The 17,408-nt window shown below is 61.8% G+C and carries 17 protein-coding genes, 1 tRNA gene and 1 pseudogene; 7 read left to right on the plus strand and 12 right to left on the minus strand.

Translation table 11 applies throughout. From position 1 onward, the window contains the following. The first annotated feature begins 145 nt into the window (after positions 1-145). The 4 genes from rfaQ to ABXR19_RS17175 are packed head-to-tail and all read left to right on the plus strand — an operon-like array spanning position 146 to position 4,715. On the plus strand, positions 146-1,252 hold the full coding sequence (gene rfaQ, locus ABXR19_RS17160) for a putative lipopolysaccharide heptosyltransferase III (RefSeq protein WP_354602380.1): 1,107 nt from the start codon (positions 146-148) through the stop codon (positions 1,250-1,252). Then, complete coding sequence (locus ABXR19_RS17165; RefSeq protein WP_354602381.1) at positions 1,249-2,442, plus strand: glycosyltransferase family 4 protein; 1,194 nt, start codon at positions 1,249-1,251, stop codon at positions 2,440-2,442. The genes rfaQ and ABXR19_RS17165 overlap by 4 nt, the downstream gene beginning before the upstream one ends. A gap of 33 nt (positions 2,443-2,475) precedes the next feature. Continuing rightward, on the plus strand, positions 2,476-3,603 hold the full coding sequence (locus ABXR19_RS17170) for a glycosyltransferase family 4 protein (protein ID WP_354602382.1): 1,128 nt from the start codon (positions 2,476-2,478) through the stop codon (positions 3,601-3,603). After that, entirely contained in the window at positions 3,600-4,715 is a 1,116-nt protein-coding gene (locus tag ABXR19_RS17175; RefSeq protein WP_354602383.1) for a glycosyltransferase family 9 protein, read from the plus strand. Before ABXR19_RS17170 ends, ABXR19_RS17175 begins: the two co-directional genes overlap by 4 nt. Before the next feature lie 208 nt (positions 4,716-4,923). Here the strand turns inward: ABXR19_RS17175 and tpx are convergent, their stop codons facing one another. The 9 genes and pseudogenes from tpx to ABXR19_RS17220 form a co-directional block, all read right to left on the minus strand. Next, the gene (tpx, locus tag ABXR19_RS17180; RefSeq protein ID WP_354602384.1) at positions 4,924-5,421 is read right to left on the minus strand and encodes a thiol peroxidase; all 498 of its coding nucleotides are present in this window, start codon (positions 5,419-5,421) and stop codon (positions 4,924-4,926) included. A 338-nt stretch (positions 5,422-5,759) separates the two neighbouring features. Beyond that, positions 5,760-6,239, minus strand: coding sequence for a hypothetical protein (locus ABXR19_RS17185; protein WP_354602385.1), 480 nt, complete (start codon positions 6,237-6,239; stop codon positions 5,760-5,762). Positions 6,240-6,654: 415 nt separating this feature from the next. Next, entirely contained in the window at positions 6,655-8,184 is a 1,530-nt protein-coding gene (locus tag ABXR19_RS17190) for a DUF3426 domain-containing protein (protein ID WP_354602386.1), read from the minus strand. Continuing rightward, entirely contained in the window at positions 8,178-9,071 is an 894-nt protein-coding gene (gene prmA, locus ABXR19_RS17195) for a 50S ribosomal protein L11 methyltransferase (protein ID WP_354602387.1), read from the minus strand. Before prmA ends, ABXR19_RS17190 begins: the two co-directional genes overlap by 7 nt. 5 nt (positions 9,072-9,076) lie before the next feature. Further along, the gene (gene accC / locus ABXR19_RS17200) at positions 9,077-10,423 is read right to left on the minus strand and encodes an acetyl-CoA carboxylase biotin carboxylase subunit (RefSeq protein WP_354602388.1); all 1,347 of its coding nucleotides are present in this window, start codon (positions 10,421-10,423) and stop codon (positions 9,077-9,079) included. A gap of 117 nt (positions 10,424-10,540) precedes the next feature. Beyond that, positions 10,541-10,960, minus strand: a complete 420-nt coding sequence (accB, locus tag ABXR19_RS17205) for an acetyl-CoA carboxylase biotin carboxyl carrier protein (protein WP_354602408.1) — start codon at positions 10,958-10,960, stop codon at positions 10,541-10,543. Between the two features lie 3 nt (positions 10,961-10,963). Next, a pseudogene (gene aroQ / locus ABXR19_RS17210) lies at positions 10,964-11,419 on the minus strand (type II 3-dehydroquinate dehydratase); the annotation flags it as partial. A 41-nt stretch (positions 11,420-11,460) separates the two neighbouring features. Beyond that, complete coding sequence (locus ABXR19_RS17215; RefSeq protein ID WP_354602389.1) at positions 11,461-12,033, minus strand: TlpA family protein disulfide reductase; 573 nt, start codon at positions 12,031-12,033, stop codon at positions 11,461-11,463. Continuing rightward, the gene (locus tag ABXR19_RS17220; RefSeq protein WP_354602390.1) at positions 12,020-12,640 is read right to left on the minus strand and encodes a hypothetical protein; all 621 of its coding nucleotides are present in this window, start codon (positions 12,638-12,640) and stop codon (positions 12,020-12,022) included. Before ABXR19_RS17220 ends, ABXR19_RS17215 begins: the two co-directional genes overlap by 14 nt. A 60-nt stretch (positions 12,641-12,700) precedes the next feature. Between ABXR19_RS17220 and mpl the strand changes: the two genes are divergently transcribed. Next, the gene (mpl, locus tag ABXR19_RS17225) at positions 12,701-14,053 is read left to right on the plus strand and encodes a UDP-N-acetylmuramate:L-alanyl-gamma-D-glutamyl-meso-diaminopimelate ligase (protein WP_354602391.1); all 1,353 of its coding nucleotides are present in this window, start codon (positions 12,701-12,703) and stop codon (positions 14,051-14,053) included. Positions 14,054-14,055: 2 nt separating this feature from the next. After that, on the plus strand, positions 14,056-14,640 hold the full coding sequence (locus ABXR19_RS17230) for an SCO family protein (protein ID WP_354602392.1): 585 nt from the start codon (positions 14,056-14,058) through the stop codon (positions 14,638-14,640). 233 nt (positions 14,641-14,873) lie between these two features. Here ABXR19_RS17230 and dctP read toward each other — a convergent pair whose 3' ends face one another. From dctP to ABXR19_RS17245, 3 genes are all read right to left on the minus strand, one after another. Beyond that, entirely contained in the window at positions 14,874-15,857 is a 984-nt protein-coding gene (gene dctP / locus ABXR19_RS17235; protein ID WP_354602393.1) for a TRAP transporter substrate-binding protein DctP, read from the minus strand. A gap of 210 nt (positions 15,858-16,067) precedes the next feature. Next, on the minus strand, positions 16,068-16,391 hold the full coding sequence (locus tag ABXR19_RS17240) for an AzlD domain-containing protein (RefSeq protein WP_354602394.1): 324 nt from the start codon (positions 16,389-16,391) through the stop codon (positions 16,068-16,070). Next, entirely contained in the window at positions 16,388-17,110 is a 723-nt protein-coding gene (locus ABXR19_RS17245; protein WP_354602395.1) for an AzlC family ABC transporter permease, read from the minus strand. Before ABXR19_RS17245 ends, ABXR19_RS17240 begins: the two co-directional genes overlap by 4 nt. An 84-nt stretch (positions 17,111-17,194) precedes the next feature. On the opposite strand from ABXR19_RS17245, the gene ABXR19_RS17250 reads away from it, so the two are divergent. Further along, positions 17,195-17,270 (plus strand) — tRNA-Ala (locus tag ABXR19_RS17250). The last annotated feature ends 138 nt before the right edge of the window (positions 17,271-17,408 follow it).

Here is a 17,408-nt window from a genome sequence, read left to right on the forward strand (position 1 = left end):
TCTCCGTTAGACCGTTCGGGGCTCGTTTCACACGACTGATGACGCCCTCTTTTGTGTGAGCGTAGCAGCTTCCGCCCGCCTCGTCGCGCGCAACGCAACATGCCCGGGCGCTTCACGGGCGCGCATAGGCCGTTACAATGCGCGCATGAAGAATCCCCCTCTGCCCGCCCGCTATTTGCCTGACGCGATAGAGCCAGCACAAGTGCGTCGTGCTCTGGTCATCAAGCTGCGCCATCACGGCGACGTGCTGCTCAGCGGCCCGGTCTTGTCCAGCCTGAAAGTGGCCGCGCCAGAATGTGAAATCGACGCCCTGATCTTTGCCGACACGGCCGCGATGCTCACCGATCATCCGGCCCTGAGCCAGTTGCACAGCATTGGTCGCGACTGGAAAAAACTCGGCCCGCTGACACAGTTGCGCCACGAGTGGGCGCTGCTGAAGACCTTGCGAAGCCGGCGCTATGACTTGATCATCCACCTGACCGACCATCCGCGTGGCGCCTGGTTGACCCGCTTGCTGCGGCCACGCTGGTCGGTCGCCCCGGCACGCGCCAAAGGCGAAAAATGGTGGAAAAAATCCTTCACCCACATTTATCGCACGGTCGGCGGCGGGCGGCGCCACACCGTCGACACGCATCTGGACGCACTGCGCCGTCTGGGCATCCAGCCAAGCCCGGAATCGCGCGCCCTGCAGATGCGCCCGGGCGCCGAGGCCCACGCCAGGGTCGATGCAATCCTCGCCCAACATGACTTGCAAGCCGGCCGCTTCATTCAGCTGCACCCAGCCTCGCGCTGGTTTTTCAAGTGCTGGCCGGCATCGCTGAATGCGCAATTGCTGCAACAACTCGCCGCACGTGGCGAGCAGATCGTGATCACCGCCGCCCCGGATGAGCGAGAGCGCCAGATGGTCGAAGCCATCATCGCCGAAGCGGGCGTACCCGTGATCAATCTGGCCGGCCAGTTCAATCTGCGCGAACTCGCCGCACTGACCTCCCGCGCCAAACTGTTCGTCGGCGTGGACTCCGCCCCGATGCACATCGCGGCAGCGGTCAACACCCCCTGCGTGGCGCTGTTCGGCCCCTCGGGCGACAAGGAATGGGGGCCGTGGGGCGTGAAGAGCGAAGTCGTCACCAGCACGCACAGCTGCCGCCCCTGTGGACAGGATGGCTGTGGCGGCGGCAAGGTGTCAGAATGCCTGTATGCCATCGGCGTTCAGCAGGTGCTGGGCGCAATTGACCGGATGCTTGCCCCATGAGCGACAGTGCCCAAGTGAGCCAAACATCACCCCTGCATCTGGCCATCGTGCGCCAGGCCTACAATCCATTCGGTGGCGCCGAACGCTTCGTTGAACGGGCGATCAAGGCCTTTGGCGACGACAAGGTACAGGTCACCCTGATTACCCGCACCTGGGAAGGTGAAGCCCAGCCTGGCCTCAAGGTGCTGCTGGCCGCCACACCACACCTGAGCCGCCTGCTGCGCGACATGAGCTTCGCGCGCAGCGTACGTTCGCTGATCCGTGCCCACGTCTTCGACCTGGTGCAGAGCCACGAACGCATTCCCGGCTGCGACATCTTCCGCGCTGGCGATGGCGTCCATGCCAGCTGGTTGCAGCAGCGTGCCCGCACCCTCGGCCCGCTGCGCCGCCTGCTGCAGGGCATCTCGCCTTGGCACCGTTACATCCTGCGCATGGAGGCGCAGATGTTTCAAGACCCGAAGCTACGCGCGGTGATCTGCAATTCAGAGATGGTGCGCCAAGACATTGCCCACCGCTACCCACTGCTGGCCAGCAAGCTGCACGTCATTCACAACGGCATCGATCTGGAGCAATTCCACCCGGGCCTGCGCGCGCTGCATCGCGAAACCATCCGCGAGCAGCTGGACGTGCCCGAGTGCACGCCGGTGATCGTCTATGTCGGCTCCGGCTTCGAACGCAAGGGCGTGCCGCAGTTGCTCGAAGCACTGGCGCAGCCGGAATTGCAGGCCGCCCAGCTGTGGGTGATCGGCAAGGACAAGCTGACCCGCCGCCTGCGCCGCAAGGCGGCCACGCTGGGCGTAGCCAGTCAGGTACGTTTCCTCGGGCCAAAAAAGGATGTGGCTCCTTATCTGGGCGCGGCTGACGTCTTCGCCCTGCCCACGCTCTACGATCCGATGCCCAACGCCGCGCTCGAAGCACTCGCCAGTGGCCTGCCGGTTTTGACCTCGACCAGCTCCGGCGCGGCCGAGTTGGTGCGTCTAGGCGAGAACGGCGAGCGTGTCGATGCGCTGGACATCGCCGGCATGGCAGCCGCGCTGGGCCGCCTGCTGGCAGCCAGCCAGGACCCGGAGCAACGTGCCGCAACCAGCAAGGCTGCACATGCCAGTGTTGCGCACATGAGCAACGAAGCGATGGCCGCCGAGTTAGTGGCGCTCTATCGGCAACTGCTTCCGGCAGCTGCGAAGCTATAATCGGGCACAAATCGTTCCGGGGCTCTCTTCATCATGGCGCAATACAACACGCTGCTTTCACACCGCTCGCTGCACATCGTCCACACCGAAGCTTCGTGCGGCTGGGGCGGGCAGGAAATCCGCATCCTCGAAGAGTCCCGTGGCCTGATGGAACGCGGCCACCGCATCACACTGCTGTGCCCGGCCGAAGCCACCATTTTCGTGCGTGCGCGCGACTGGGGTATCAAGACCATCGCCTTGCCGCTGAAGGAAAAACGCTGGGAGAATTTCAAGGCCGTGCGCGCCTGGATCCTCGCCAACCGCGAAGACATCGACATCATCAACACCCACAGCTCCACCGACAGCTGGCTGGTCGCCGTGGCCAACCTGAGCCTGCGCTACAAGGCCGTACCGGTGGTACGCACGCGCCACATCTCGGCTCCGGTGAAAAATTCCTTCGCCAACCGCTGGCTCTACGGCAAGGCCGCCGCCCACATCGTGACAACAGGCGAAGGCTTGCGCCACGAGTTGATCGACGGGCTGGGCCTGAATCCGGAACGCGTCCAGTCGGTTTTCACCGGCATCAACACCAAACGCTTCGAACCGGGCGACAAGGTCGCAGCGCGCGTCAAACTGGGCCTCGACGTCAATGCCAGCTGGATCGGCATCATCGCCACCCTGCGCTCGTGGAAAGGTCACAAGTACCTGCTCAAGGCCATCAGCGAACTGAACGACCCACGTGTCCGTCTGGTTATCGTTGGTGACGGCCCGCAGCGCGACAAGCTCAACCGTCTGGTCGTGGAACTGGGCCTGACCCGCGTCGTGCGCTTTGCCGGTCAGCAGCGCGATGTCGCGCCCTGGCTACAGGCGCTGGATGTGTTTGCCCTGCCTTCGTATGCCAATGAAGGCGTCTCGCAAGCCGTCATGCAGGCCATGGCCGTCGGCCTGCCGGTGATCACCACACCCATCGGCAGTTCGGCCGACGTCATCAAGCCCGGCCTCACCGGCGTGCTGGTGCCGCCCAAGGACAGCAAGGCGCTGGCTGAAACCATCCGCCGTCTGCTCGACAATCCGAAGGAAGCCGAAAAAATCGGCACCGCCGCACGCGCCTTTGCCCTGGAAAACTGTGGCATCGAACGCATGCTCACCCGCATGGAAGCGGTCTTCCAGCGCTGCGCATGAGTCGGCTGGGCACGCGCCTGTTCATCCTGCGCGGCCTCGCCCGTCAGTTGCTGGCCCCACGCAACTGGCGGCGCAGTCGGCCTGCCCAGCCGCAGCGCATCCTCGTCCTGCATCACCTGCTGCTGGGCGACACCCTGATGCTCACGCCGCTGCTGGCCAAGCTGGCAGCGCGCTATCCGCAGGCCGAGCGCTACCTGGCCTGCGCCCCGGCCTTCGCCCCGCTGTACGCAAACCGTCCCTTCGGTATTCAGACCCTCATCTGGAACCCGCGCCTTGGCGAAATCGCCAGCCTGCAGGCTGCCGCCCCCTTCGATCTGGTCATCATTCCCGCCGAAAACCGCCACAGCCCGCTGGCTCGCGCACTCGGCGCCAAGTGGGTCATCGCCTTTGCCGACGACAAACCGGCCTGGAAAAACTGGCTCGTCGACGAAGCGCGCCCCTTCCCGCAAAGCCCGGCGGCATTCGGCGATTTCTGCGCGGAACTGATCGACGGCCCGGCGCCCGCGCCTTACAGGACGGCAGACTGGCCCCTGCCGGCCGCTGCGCCCTTTGACGCGCCCGTTGAGCCTTACGCCGTGCTCCATCTGGGCGCCTCCACCCCGCTCAAATACTGGCCGGCGGAACGCTGGCTGGCGCTGGCCGACTGGCTTGTCGCGCAAGGCATCACCCCGGTGTGGAGTGCAGGCGCCAAAGAACTGGAGTTGGTGCGCCAGGCCGATCCGCAAGGGCGCTACCGCAGCTTCGGCGGCCAGCTCGATCTGCCGCAACTCGCGCAACTGCTGGCCAAGGCACGCCTGATGGTTTGTCCCGACACCGGCGTCACCCATCTGGCGCGCATCGCCGGCGTGCCCACCGTCGCCCTGTTCGGGCCGGGCTCCAGCCTGATCAGCGGCGCCGGCGAATACTGGCGTGACAGCCCATTCACGGCGCTGAGTATCGATATCGCCTGCCGCAACCAGACCAACACCTTCCGCCGCCAGGCCGCCTGGATTCAGCGCTGCTCCCGTAGTTTTGGCCCGGCCGCAAATCAATGCGCCGAAGCACGCTGCATGCAGGGCATCACGCTGGAAGTGGTGCAGGCGGCTTGTGCGGAACGGCTTGACGGGGGGTAGGGTGGGTTCGGAGCGCAGCAACAACCCACCATGGGCAAATGACCAAGCGTGGTGGATTGCTGCACGAATCCACCGCAAGTCGACAAGAAAATGCTCGCCGGGTGCTGCGGAAAAGCCGGTGGGTTGTCGCTGCGCTCCGAACCCACCCTACAACCCCAAAAACAAAACGACCGCACCAGCGGCCGTTTTTCATTCAAGTAAAGCCTGCTTACAGCACAGCCAAAGCCGCGTCGTAATTCGGCTCGTCCTTAATTTCAGCGACCAGCTCGGAATGCAGCACCTTGTTGTCGGCATCCAGCACCACCACCGCGCGGGCGGTCAGGCCGGCGAGCGGGCCGCTGGCCAGGGCCACGCCATAGGCGTTCATGAAACTCGTGTCGCGGAAGGTCGACAGCGTCTTCACGTTCGCAATGCCTTCCACTTCACAGAAACGCTTGGCTGCAAACGGCAGATCGGCTGAAATCACCAGCACCACCGTGTTGGTAAGGCCAGCAGCCTTCTCGTTGAACTTGCGCGTCGACGTAGCGCAGGTGCCGGTATCCAGACTCGGCACAATATTCAGCACCTTGCGCTGACCGGCAAAGCTCGCCAGCGTAGCCGTCGACAAATCGGCCGCCACCAGACTGAAATCGGCCGCCGTAGCGCCCACTTGCGGGAAGGAACCGGCGACTTCAACCGGGTTGCCACCCAGGGTAACTGTGCTCATGTAATTCTCCAGATTGGGGATAAATGCCGCTGTTATGGAATGCGTGCGGCAGGGCGGCGTAATGATAGCTGCGCGACGTGACAAGGAAAACTATTACAGCGATAGGCTGAAGAGCCGCGCGCAGCGTGCCTGAGCAGCGTGGCCTGCTGAAGAAGACCGCTGGATGCGGCTCTACAGGCATCTGCTCAAAAACCTGATCACCTTGCTGGTAGATGTGATCACGGTGAGCGTCGAATATCGACCTGAGCCGACGATGAGGCTTTTGAAAAGCGGGCTTTTTAACATTGAAGCTGAGCTGCGGATCGAGGCTTGCCGAGGGACGTCAGCTCGAGCGACCGTTAGGCATTTTGCAGCCCGCGCTTTGCGGCCAACCTGACCAGCCATGGGAAGTTTTTCGATTGTGGCCTAGCAAGCAACATTTCAATCCACGCGTCGGTTTGCCATTCCTCATACCCCAACAACCGTCCTTCGAGTCGCTCAAGTTCTTCGCTCCACCCCGAGAGCCCGGCTCGCGCCTTCATGTCGATATACGCGTCGATTCGCCAACCCTCGCCAGGCAACGAGTAAAAAACACGCCGGACCCCCTTTAGATCCGTTCGACTTGCAGGCGGTGCACCAGCAAGCATTTCTACGTATTCCCGCTTCTCGAACTTTCCGCTTTGTACATGCTCTTGGAACGCTTCCTCGGGGATGATTTCCTCGCACGGCTCCGACGGATATTCGTCGACAAAACAGGCAAACGGCTTCAAACCGCTAAGCATGAGCTCCAGCTCGCGTCCGGTGTGAATCTTATATGGCAAGTCGTCGAAATCGCTCATCTTGTCGGTGCAAAAGGGAAATGCTTCAACTATAAGTTTGGAGGGCAAACTTACGCCCTAATTCGGCAAACTGCTGCCTAATTCGGCGAGGACTTACATGCCTGAAGCCCGCTTGAATGCAATGTTTGCACGGCACTTAAATTCCTCTGACCCATGAAAAGCCGCGAGCAGCGGGAATCTCCACAAAGCCATACTCGAGAACCTCGCTGGGCCTGGCTGTACAAGCATCCATGCTGAAGAAGCCCACTACAAGCGGCTCTTGAAGGCCTTGCTGTTTCAACACTGGATGCGGCGAAAGGCGGGCAGAAATCGTAGCGAGCGGGAGCAAGGTCGAAACGAGGCGCGGAGGCGTACGTGAGTACGTTGAGCACCGGAGTTTCGAGATTGCCCCGCGCAGTAGATTTATGCGCGCCTTTCAGGGGTAGAAGACGTAGAGGCGGTAGCCCGCCGCCTGCAGATTACTGATGGCCAGCTGCAGGTTGGCGGTAATTTCGGAGTGGCCGTCGAAGGCTGGCTGGCTGGCATTGGCCGCGGGCAGCCAATCGGCGGGTGCGAAAACGCGGCGCGCGACGGCGATGTCGAAGCGGTCGGTGACGGTCAGTTCCAGGTGCGGCCAGGCTTGCTGGTGCGGGGCCTTGTTGAGCAGGGTCACGACCAGACGGAATTTACCTTCGGCGCCAAGTTCGGGATTGAAGCTGTGGCCTTCCAGGGCGATCTGCTCGGCATCCTGCGGATAAGGCACGCGGCAGCCCAGCCAGGCGCAGGCCCATTCCAGATCGGGGCGCAGTTCGGGGACGGCCTGCGCCAGCTCGACGCGAAACACGAAGCTCAACTGCAGCACGGCCAGCAACACGAGGCCCGCGACACCCGCAGCCCATTTCCAGGCATGGCCGGATTTGCGGCGGTCTTCGACACGTCCGCGGGGCGAGGTCTGCTGACGCTCGCGTTCGAAAAACAGGGAGTCCGGACCGTTGTCGGAATTCGGCATGGCAACCAGATCGATCGGCTCTTCGAGCATCACGGTCTGACCAAAATCCAGTTCCTGCGAGGGGTCATAGGCGGGCACGCCCAGCGCCTTGCCGAGCGCCGACTGGTGCGGCACCGAGGACGCAGGCTCCGGAACAGGGGGCGTCTCCGGTTCGTCACCCAGACCGGAAAAGTCGAAATCCATATCCTCGCCAGCCGGGGTGTTAGCCGGCAGCTTGCTACTGTCGAGGACGATATTCATTGAAAAATCATCGCCCACCGCAGGAACTTCAGCCTCAGGCGAACGGGCCGCGAAGGCGCCCGGCAGGGGGCGTTCCGGCCTGCTGATGAAGACCGGCGCTTCAGAATCCAGCAGCACATCCGGCGCCGGACGCAGGCGTTCCGTTTTGAACAGGGGTGCGTGTTCGACGGCCGGTTCACTGGCCTGATCCAGCGAGGGGAAGCCTTGGTCTTTATCGGCGCTCAGCGGCCCCCAGGGCGAGTGAAGGGGAATCGGGGCCTGGGCAATAATGGTTGCAGGCGGAACCACGACCGGAGTCGGTGCCGCCGGACGAGCGGGCGGCGCAGCGGGACGCGGTGGCGCGATGACGATCGTCGGCTCTTTGGGCGGGTAGGCCGGCGTCGGCGCGGCAGGCTGTGCGGGTGCAGGCCTTGCTACCGGCGCGGGGGCGGCAGGCTTCGGAGTCGGAGCGGGCGCCGGGGGGCGCACAGGCGCAGCCACCGGAACTGGTGTTGGTGCGGCAGCCGGGGCTGGAGCAGGCACGGGCGCTGCTGGACGGGGCGTCGGCGCCGGCCGGGGGCTCAGGGCGATATCGTCATCGTCCATTTCCTCCAGATGCGACAGGGCCGAAAAGGCTTGCTGACAATGACCACAACGCACTCGCCCGCCGCGCACACTGAGTTGCTCAGGACGAATCCTGAACACCGTGTTGCAATGCGGGCAGCGCGTGGTCAGCATGCCTTGCAGCCCTCCAGGCGAATCCAGCCTTCGTGTTCATCGCCCACTTGCAGCGCGATGTAGGGCGCATAGGCAGCAATCACCTGCTCGGCCTGCGGCGCGAGCACGCCGGAGAGGGCTAGGCGGCCGCCCGGCTTCACATGCGAAACCAGATTCGGCGCGAGGATGCACAACGGATTGGTGAGGATGTTGGCCACCACGATATCGTACTGCCCTTGAACGTGTATGCCGCTATTCTGCCACGCGGCATTGCTCACGGCGTTGCGTTCGGCATTGGCCCGACTGGCGTCGACAGCGGCCTGATCAATGTCACAACCGAACACCGTGCTGGCGCCGAGTTTGGCTGCCGCGATACCGAGAATGCCGGAGCCACAGCCGTAATCGAGCACGCTGTCGCCCGGCGTAACAGCGGAGCACAACCACTGCAGACACAGACGCGTGGTCGAATGCGAACCGGTGCCGAAAGCCATGCCGGGATCCATCTCGATGTTGATCGCGGTCGGATCGGGCGAAGCATGCCAGGACGGGACGATCCACAAGCGTTCGTTGATCTGGATCGGATCGAATTGCGACTGGGTCAGCTGCACCCAGTTCTGCTCGGCGATTTCCTCGATCGAGAACGGCGGCACATCATCCAGCCCCGCCACATCAGCGGCCTGTGCCAGCGCCGCCGGAATGTTGGCAGACGCATCGAACAGGGCGATCACCACGCTGTGATCCCACAGGCGTTCATTGATGCTGCCGGGTTCGCCAAATTGCGGCTTTTCCTGCTCGGTGCCGGCATCGGCATCCTCGATGCTGACGGACAATGCGCCCGCCTCCATCAAGGCGTCGGAAAGTGCTTCAGCCTGTTCTGCTGCAGCCTTGAGGGAAACGGAATGCCACATGAGGATCAGTTATTTCCAGCCAGTTTCTTTTCGAGATAATGAATGCTCGTGCCGCCCTGCAAGAAGTGCGTATCCGTCAGCAATTCCTGATGCAGCGGGATGTTGGTCTTGATGCCATCAACCACCATCTCGGACAGCGCGATGCGCAGACGACGGATCGCCTGTTCACGCGTGTCACCATAGGCAATCACCTTGCCGATCATCGAATCGTAGTGCGGCGGAATCGTGTAGCCGGCATACACGTGCGAATCGACGCGAATGCCAGGGCCACCCGGGGTGTGCCACTGAATGATCTTGCCCGGCGAAGGGGTGAACTTGAAAGGATCTTCCGCATTGATGCGGCACTCGATGGAGTGACCCCGAACGTGGATTTCCTTCTGCGTGTAGCGCAGCTTTTCGCCGGCCGCCACGCGAATCTGTTCCTGCACGATATCCACGCCCGTGATCAGCTCGGTGACAGGGTGCTCGACCTGCACGCGGGTGTTCATCTCGATGAAGAAGAATTCGCCGTTTTCATACAGGAATTCGAAAGTGCCGGCACCGCGGTAATTCATGCGCTTGCAGGCGGCCACGCAGGCCTCCCCCACCTTGGCGATGATCTTGCGATCAATGCCCGGCGCCGGCGCTTCTTCCAGCACCTTCTGGTGACGACGCTGCATGGAGCAGTCACGCTCGCCCAGATAGATGGCATTGCCATGCTGGTCAGCGAGGATCTGGATCTCGATGTGACGCGGATTTTCGAGGTACTTCTCCATGTACACCGTTGGATTGCCGAAAGCTGCACCGGCTTCGGTCCGCGTCGTGGTCACGGAAGAGAGCAGCGCACCTTCCGTGTGTACCACGCGCATGCCACGCCCGCCGCCACCACCCGCCGCCTTGATGATCACGGGATAGCCTACCGCGCGGGCGATCTTGACGATTTCCTTCGGATCTTCGGGCAGAGCGCCGCCCGAACCCGGCACACACGGCACGCCGGCAGCAATCATGGTCTGCTTGGCCGACACCTTGTCACCCATCAAACGGATGGTTTCGGCGCGCGGGCCGATGAAGACGAAGCCAGAGGATTCGACGCGCTCGGCGAAATCGGCGTTTTCCGAAAGGAAACCGTAGCCGGGGTGAATCGCCTCGGCATCGGTCACTTCGGCCGCGGCAATGATGCGCGGTACATTCAGGTAGGACTGGGCCGAAGCCGCCGGGCCGATACACACCGACTCATCGGCCAGCTTGACGTATTTGGCTTCTCTATCCGCTTCGGAATACACCGCCACGGTGCGGATACCCATCTCGCGACAGGCACGCAGCACGCGCAGCGCAATCTCGCCGCGGTTTGCAATCAGGATCTTGTCGAACATGTTTATGCGAGTGCTGAGTGCTGAGTGCTGAGTGCTGAGTGAAGCTCGCGGTCAGCTTTGCTGACCGGAAATATCAACTCGGAACTCAGAACTCGGCACTCAGCACTCTTCCTCCCTTTAGCCAATAATGAACAGCGGCTGGCCGAATTCAACCGGCTGACCATTTTCGACCAGGATGGCCTTGACCACACCAGTCGCGTCGGATTCGATTTCGTTCATCAGCTTCATGGCTTCGATCAGGCACAGATGCTCGCCGACGGCGACCGACTGACCCAACTCGACGAAAGGCTTGGAGCCGGGCGAAGCGGAACGGTAGAAAGTACCGACCATTGGCGACTTGACGACATGGCCTTCCGGCTGGGCATTGGCCTCAGGGGCCGCCAGTACGGGCGCAACCGCCGCAGCGACGGGCGCGGGGGCCGGCATCTGGGTCATGTAGCTCATGGGCGCAACGGTGGAATGCTTGACGATGCGCACTTTTTCTTCGCCCTCGGTCACTTCCAGTTCGGCGATGCCGGACCTGTCTCTTATACACATCTGGCCCAAGCCACACACCACCCCGACGGCAATTGCCGACAGATAGGTCTGATGACGGAAGGGCTCACGGGCGTGCACGTTGGAAATGTGCACTTCGACGAAAGGAATCGCCACGGCAGCCAGAGCATCGCGCAGAGCGATACTGGTATGGCCGAAGCCTGCCGGATTGATGATGATGAAATCCACGCCCTCGGTGTAAGCGGCCTGGATCCGGTCGATCAATTCGCCTTCATGATTGCTCTGGAAGGATTCGAGTTGCGCGCCACTGGCCCGCGCCCGATCTTCCATCGCGCAATGAATGTCGGCGAGCGTTGTGCGCCCATACACGCCGGGTTCACGCACCCCCAGCATGTTCAGATTCGGCCCCTGCAACACCAGAATGCGCGCACGAGGCGGCGCTGATTCGGCGCTGGCGGCCTCGTCTACCGGTTTCGTTTTCTTCGTCGCGGTTTTCTTCATGGGGCGGAGTTTGCCGCAATTCGCTGCACGTTGTCCATTATTCACCTCATCTTGCTTCCATTCGCCACAGAATGTGTGGCGAGCAAACCACGCAATTCGGCATCCTGAAAGGCGCCCAGACGCAGGCTTAACACCTCTCCGTTCGCCGCCACCAGCAGCGAAAACGGCAGGCCCTGCGCCGGATTGCCCAGCGCGGCAAACAAATCCACAACCGGCTCAGTGGCAATCAGCAGCGGATAGGATGTCGGATGTGCCCGCGCGTAGGCGCTGACGTTGGCGGCACTATCGCGGGCGATACCCAGCACCTGCACCCCGCTCAGCCCCTCTTGCCTGGCGACTTCATCGAGCAAGGGCATTTCTTCGAGACAGGGGCCGCACCAGCTGGCCCAGAAGTTGATCAGCAAAGGCCGTCCGCGCCACTGGGCTAGCGCCTGTGGCCGGCCCGCCAGGTCCGGCAATTCGAGTTTGAGCAAGTCTTGCACCGCACCGGCGGCACTGACCGGAACCGGGCGTATAGCAGGTGGCGGCGCCCACTTGCGCGCCAGCCAGCCAATTCCCAGCCCGAGCACGCATGCCAGCAGCAGACCCGCCAGACTTCTTCTATTCAGGCGCATCGGCGGTGTTGCCCAGCATGGCCTCGAAGGCCTCAAGACGCATACGTTCCTGCACCGTACCGGCATGCGAGCGGTGCGGGCTGCGCTCGGCCAAGTGGCTGTAAATCGTCAGCTTCACCGGCACCTCGCCCCAATCGAAAACCAGAATGGCCTCCGGCGCATCGTGCCCTGTTCGCCGGACCTCGCTGTGCTCGTAATCCAGCGCCAGACCGAGCAGGAAGATTTCCACATCCTTGGCACTGTCGGCATAAATCTCCAGCTCCAGCTCGGAGAATGCGTCGCCCAAACCATCGACCACAGCGCCTGTCACATACGGACGAAACGAAGCGAACTGGCGCATCACCCCAAGCGCCGCGGCGCGCATCTGGGTCAGGCGCTCGTCATCATCCTCATCGCGGTACAGGCGCCGCCACGTGGCCAACTCCTCCTCCACCTCGGCGTTCGTCGGCAGATCCCGCTCCGGCACACCGAGCTGGCGCGCCGCTTTGCGCTTGGCGAAGGCAAAGTCATCAATCCCCTCTTCGGCGATCAGGCGCGCGGCCTGAACGGCAATACTGCGGCGCAGATTACCCAGCACACTATCGGAGGAAGTCGGGCGGGCAGACATGATGGCTCGCTCAGAGAGGTAGAATCGTGCCCATTGTACACACGCAGCCAAACGTCTCACATGCACATCCACATTCTCGGTATCTGCGGCACCTTCATGGGCGGCATCGCGCTGCTCGCACGCCAGGCCGGCTTTACCGTCACCGGCTGCGACGCCAACGTCTACCCGCCCATGAGCACCCAGCTCACTGAACAAGGCGTAGCGCTGATTGAAGGCTACTCACCGGATCAGCTGGCCATGGCGCCCGATCTGTTCGTGATCGGCAACGCCATCTCGCGCGGCAATCCGCTGCTCGAAGCCATCCTTGATCGCGGCCTGCCCTACACTTCCGGCCCGCAGTGGCTGGCGGACAACATTCTGCAAGGCAAGTGGGTCCTCGCCGTGGCCGGCACGCATGGCAAGACCACCACTTCCTCGCTACTGGCCTGGATTCTGGAAGACGCCGGTCTTAATCCCGGCTTCCTGATTGGCGGCGTGGCCAGCAATTTCGGCATCTCGGCGCGCCTGACCGATACACCCTTCTTCGTGGTCGAAGCCGACGAGTACGACACAGCCTTCTGCGACAAGCGCAGCAAGTTCGTGCACTACCGCCCGCGCACGGTGATCCTCAACAATCTGGAATTCGATCACGCCGACATCTTCGCTGATCTGGCAGCCATCGAAACCCAGTTCCAGCATCTGGTGCGCACCATCCCGCAGCATGGGCGGATCATCGTCAATGGTGGCGACGACAACCTCAAACGCGTGCTCGGCAAGGGCTGCTGGAGCGAACTGGAGTACTTCGGTGGCGACGGGGCCTGGCAGGTGCGCGAAGATGACGGCCGCGATCAGGTCGCCTTCAGCCTGAATGGCAAGGAGATCGCGCAATGCATCCTGCCGCTGACCGGCCAGCACAACCGTCTCAACGCGCTGGCCGCGATGGCAGCCGCGCGCCACGTCGGCATCACGCCCGCCACCTCGGCCGATGCGCTGTCGCGTTTTGCCGGCGTCAAACGTCGTCTGGAAGCGCGCGGCACGGTGCGTGGCGTCACCGTCTATGACGACTTCGCTCACCACCCGACGGCCATTGCCACCACCGTGGCCGGCCTGCGCAAGCGTATCGGCAAGCGCCGCATCCTCGCCGTGCTGGAGCCTCGCTCCAACACCATGAAACTGGGCGTGATGAAAAGCCAGCTACCCACCAGCCTCGCCGATGCCGACAAGGTGTATTGCTTTGCCAAGAATCTGGGCTGGGATGCCACTGAAGCGCTGGAGCCAATCAAGGGCAAGGCACAAACCTTCGAAGATCTGGCTGAACTGGTCGCGGCCGTCGCCGCCGAAGCACGCAGTGGTGACCAGATCCTGGTCATGAGCAACGGTGGCTTCGGTGGCGTCCATGAAAAACTGCTCGCTGCCATCGGCGAAGGGGACTGAATATGCGCTGGCGCCACCTGCTTTTGATCTGTCTGGCCGGCCTGAGCCTTGCGGCCTGCGAACCCAAGCCGGGCTTCAACACGACCGATGTCAGCGGCGCCGATTTTGGCCCGGGCCTGCACTTACCAGATCACAACGGCCAGTTGCGCACGCTCGCCGACTTTCGCGGCAAAGCTGTCGCGGTCTTCTTCGGCTATACCAACTGCCCGGATGTGTGCCCGACCAGCCTTGCCATGCTGCTGGATGTGCAACGCCAACTTGGCCCGGATGCCGACCGCGTACAAGTGCTGTTCGTCACCGTCGACCCGCAACGCGACACGGCAGAACGCCTGAAGATGTACATGAACGCCTTTGATCCGCGCTTTCTCGGCCTCGTTGGCACTGAAGCCGAAGTTGCCATCCTCGCCAAGGAATTCAAGGTGTTCTACGAAAAGCACGGAGATATCGCCAGCGGCCGCTACAGCGTGGATCACACCGCCGGCTGCTACATTTTCGATCCGCAAGGCCGCCCGCGCCTGTTTGCCCGTCACGGCGAGACCGCCAGCCGCGTAGCCGCCGACATCAAGCTGCTGCTCGCCGAGAAGTAATTCCAATTCCAGATAGAGACGAGACGCGAAGACGAGCCGCAGACAGTGCTGTAGCACGGCAAGCCTGTCCTGAGCCCGGTCGAAGGGGCGAAGTCAAAAAAGTATCGTTTCTATCTGAAGTTGGAATAAAAAAGGCCCGACTCAAAGCCGGGCCTCTGCAAAGCCGCTCGCAGCCTTGCTCTACAGCACACCGCCCCGAAGAAGGCCGCTGAATGCGGCTCTTCGGCATGGTCTTATTTGGTACGTAAAATCGCCAGCACTGTCTCCATATCGGCGTTATCCGTGATGTATTTCGAATAAAGCTTCACGGCGTAGCCCTCGATACCGGACATGGCAATCTGCGATTTCTCGGTAATCACCGAACCTTCTTTTTTCGCCTTGGCCAGCGATTGCACTTCGCTGTCAGCCCACTGCTTCTTCATGAATTCGGAAGAATCGACAGCCGCCTCCTTCAATGCCTGCTGCTGCGCCGGGCTCAAACTCGTCCAGGCCTTTTTGGAAATCACCAGCACTTCCGGCACGGAAGAATGCTCGTCCAGACTGTAATACTTGGCATACTTGTAATGGCCACTGGTGACATAAGACGGCGTATTGTTCTCCGCCGCATCGATTTCGCCACTCTTGAACGCCTCGATCACCTTGTCGTACGGCAAGACCACCGGCGTACCGCCCAGCTTCTCGATCAGATCCTTGTAAACCGGCGAATTCTGGACCCGCACGCGCAAGCCGGCAAAATCCGCAAGGCTGCGAATCGGCTTCTTGGAGCTATAAAAAGAGCGCGTACCGCTGTCGTAATATGTCAGCACGACCGCGCCATTTTTTGCGGCCTCGGCCTCCAGGCGTTGACCAAATTCCCCGCCCAGCACCCGCCACATATGTTCCCGTGAACGAAACAGGTAAGGCAGGCTCATCAATTTGACCGCTGCCAGATCCTTGGACAACTCGGCCATATTCACGCGCGCAATATCCAGCGAACCATCCTTGATCTTGGCCCAGCACTGCGACTCATTGCACAGCTGCCCGCTGTGCTTGAGCTGCAACTGCAAAGCACCCTTGGTGGCCTCCGCCAGACGCGTCCCCAGCCGCTCTTCCGACTGAACCATGATGTGACCCGGCGGATGAACCTCTGCCAAAGTCAGATCCCTGGCCAGCACTGAGCCGCCCCCCAGCAAAGCCACCAGTAAAACCAATCCATGCACCATCGTCACTCGTACCACAGACCACCTCCTTGTTCCGGACACAGACAGCCAAGCCCCTCCTGGCAGATCCGCCCACACCAAAGGGCATATCGTGACATATTTCACACTTTTTCAGCCTTGTGGATTTCCCTTTGCCATCAAATTTATGCAAGCCACTATCTGAAGACCCGCCACCATACTGGGTTTACACAAAAAGATGGTTTACAGATATGCCCCTCAAATCGACGCTTATATGAATTGGATTCCCCACAATACCGCCAGGCCCAGCGCAATCGTTGCCAATACACTGCGCGTGATCAATGCCACCAGCACCGCGACTAGCGCCGCCCACAAGCGCGGATTTTCGACGCTCAGGATCAGATCGCCGTTGCGCACGAAAATCTCCGGCGCAATCAGCGCCGCTAAAACTGCGGGCGGCACATAGACCAGCATGGCCCGAAAATTTGGGCCGAGACTGAAGCGTTCCCCGCCCAACAGAAAAATCGCCCGCGTCGCAAAAGTCAGCAAACCACCCGCCAGCATGCTCAGGCCCAACACCCAATGCTCATTCATGCGCGGCCCTTCGTATCCCAGCGACGCGCCAGCATGCCCGCCGTCATCCCCGCAGCGGCCGCCAGCACAATCCACAATTTGAATGGCAAAGCCTGAGCCGCCAATGCCGTCACGCCCGCAACCAGCACCGCCAGCAATTCACTGCGCCGTCGCAAACCCGGCACCAGCAAAGCAATGAAGGTCAGCGCAATCGAAAAATCCAGCGACCAGGCCGCGGGAATCACCGCCCCGGCCAACACACCGCCCAGAGTCGCTAATTGCCAAGTGAGCCACAAGGTGATTCCCGTGCCAAACAGAAACCAATGCCGCAAAGGCCCCTGTGGCCCCACAGACAAACGCCCCACCGCCGCCATATACGCCTCATCGGTCAGCAGATACGCCAGGAGCAACTTCCAGCGCAACGGTAACTCGCGCAACAAGACCGCTACGCTCGCGCTGTATAAGGCATGGCGCAAATTCACCACCCCCACCGTGCCAACAATCAGCGATGGCGGCACCTGTGCGCCCCACAGCTGCGCAAAAACCACCTGCGACGCCCCGCCGAACACTACCGACGACATTGCCACCACCGCCCAGGCCGGTAAACCCGCCTGCAAACCCAGCAAACCATAGACCAGACCAAACGGCAGCACGCCCAGCAACAAGGGCAGCTCCACCCTCACCCCTGCCCAAAACTCGGTTCGACGGCTCGCCGCCTCCAGAAAATCCCAACGCCTCACACCCGCCTCCTAGTAATCCGCTGACCCCAAGCATAACGCGCTTGGCAAGCAGCCCCGATTGTCATTAGAATTCAAGCCTCGTGTGGGGGGGTAGCTCAGCTGGGAGAGCGCGTCGTTCGCAATGACGAGGTCGTGAGTTCGATCCTCATCCTCTCCACCACACAAACATTCCAAGCCATACCACACAAACCCGCCTGCCTCTGAAACCTAGAGCTGGCGGGTTTTTGTTGTCCCACCTAGAACCACACCGTACGTTGTCATGCATTCACGAAACGGGTAGAACAACGGGTAATGCAGA

Origin of the sequence: Uliginosibacterium flavum (genome assembly GCF_040566545.1) — a bacterium.
In the GTDB taxonomy this organism is placed as follows: Bacteria; Pseudomonadota; Gammaproteobacteria; order Burkholderiales; family Rhodocyclaceae; genus Uliginosibacterium; species Uliginosibacterium flavum.

Excerpts from the sequence above, each read along its gene's own strand:
- ABXR19_RS17185 (WP_354602385.1), bottom strand. The coding sequence starts at position 6,239 with ATGAGCGATTTCGACGACTTGCCATATAAGATTCACACCGGACGCGAG.
- ABXR19_RS17175 (WP_354602383.1), top strand. The coding sequence starts at position 3,600 with ATGAGTCGGCTGGGCACGCGCCTGTTCATCCTGCGCGGCCTCGCCCGT.
- tpx (WP_354602384.1), bottom strand. The coding sequence starts at position 5,421 with ATGAGCACAGTTACCCTGGGTGGCAACCCGGTTGAAGTCGCCGGTTCC.
- prmA (WP_354602387.1), bottom strand. The coding sequence starts at position 9,071 with ATGTGGCATTCCGTTTCCCTCAAGGCTGCAGCAGAACAGGCTGAAGCA.
- accB (WP_354602408.1), bottom strand. The coding sequence starts at position 10,960 with ATGTGTATAAGAGACAGGTCCGGCATCGCCGAACTGGAAGTGACCGAG.
- ABXR19_RS17190 (WP_354602386.1), bottom strand. The coding sequence starts at position 8,184 with ATGCTGACCACGCGCTGCCCGCATTGCAACACGGTGTTCAGGATTCGT.
- rfaQ (WP_354602380.1), top strand. The coding sequence starts at position 146 with ATGAAGAATCCCCCTCTGCCCGCCCGCTATTTGCCTGACGCGATAGAG.
- ABXR19_RS17165 (WP_354602381.1), top strand. The coding sequence starts at position 1,249 with ATGAGCGACAGTGCCCAAGTGAGCCAAACATCACCCCTGCATCTGGCC.
- accC (WP_354602388.1), bottom strand. The coding sequence starts at position 10,423 with ATGTTCGACAAGATCCTGATTGCAAACCGCGGCGAGATTGCGCTGCGC.
- ABXR19_RS17220 (WP_354602390.1), bottom strand. The coding sequence starts at position 12,640 with ATGTCTGCCCGCCCGACTTCCTCCGATAGTGTGCTGGGTAATCTGCGC.
- ABXR19_RS17240 (WP_354602394.1), bottom strand. The coding sequence starts at position 16,391 with ATGAATGAGCATTGGGTGTTGGGCCTGAGCATGCTGGCGGGTGGTTTG.
- ABXR19_RS17170 (WP_354602382.1), top strand. The coding sequence starts at position 2,476 with ATGGCGCAATACAACACGCTGCTTTCACACCGCTCGCTGCACATCGTC.
- ABXR19_RS17230 (WP_354602392.1), top strand. The coding sequence starts at position 14,056 with ATGCGCTGGCGCCACCTGCTTTTGATCTGTCTGGCCGGCCTGAGCCTT.
- ABXR19_RS17215 (WP_354602389.1), bottom strand. The coding sequence starts at position 12,033 with ATGCGCCTGAATAGAAGAAGTCTGGCGGGTCTGCTGCTGGCATGCGTG.
- mpl (WP_354602391.1), top strand. The coding sequence starts at position 12,701 with ATGCACATCCACATTCTCGGTATCTGCGGCACCTTCATGGGCGGCATC.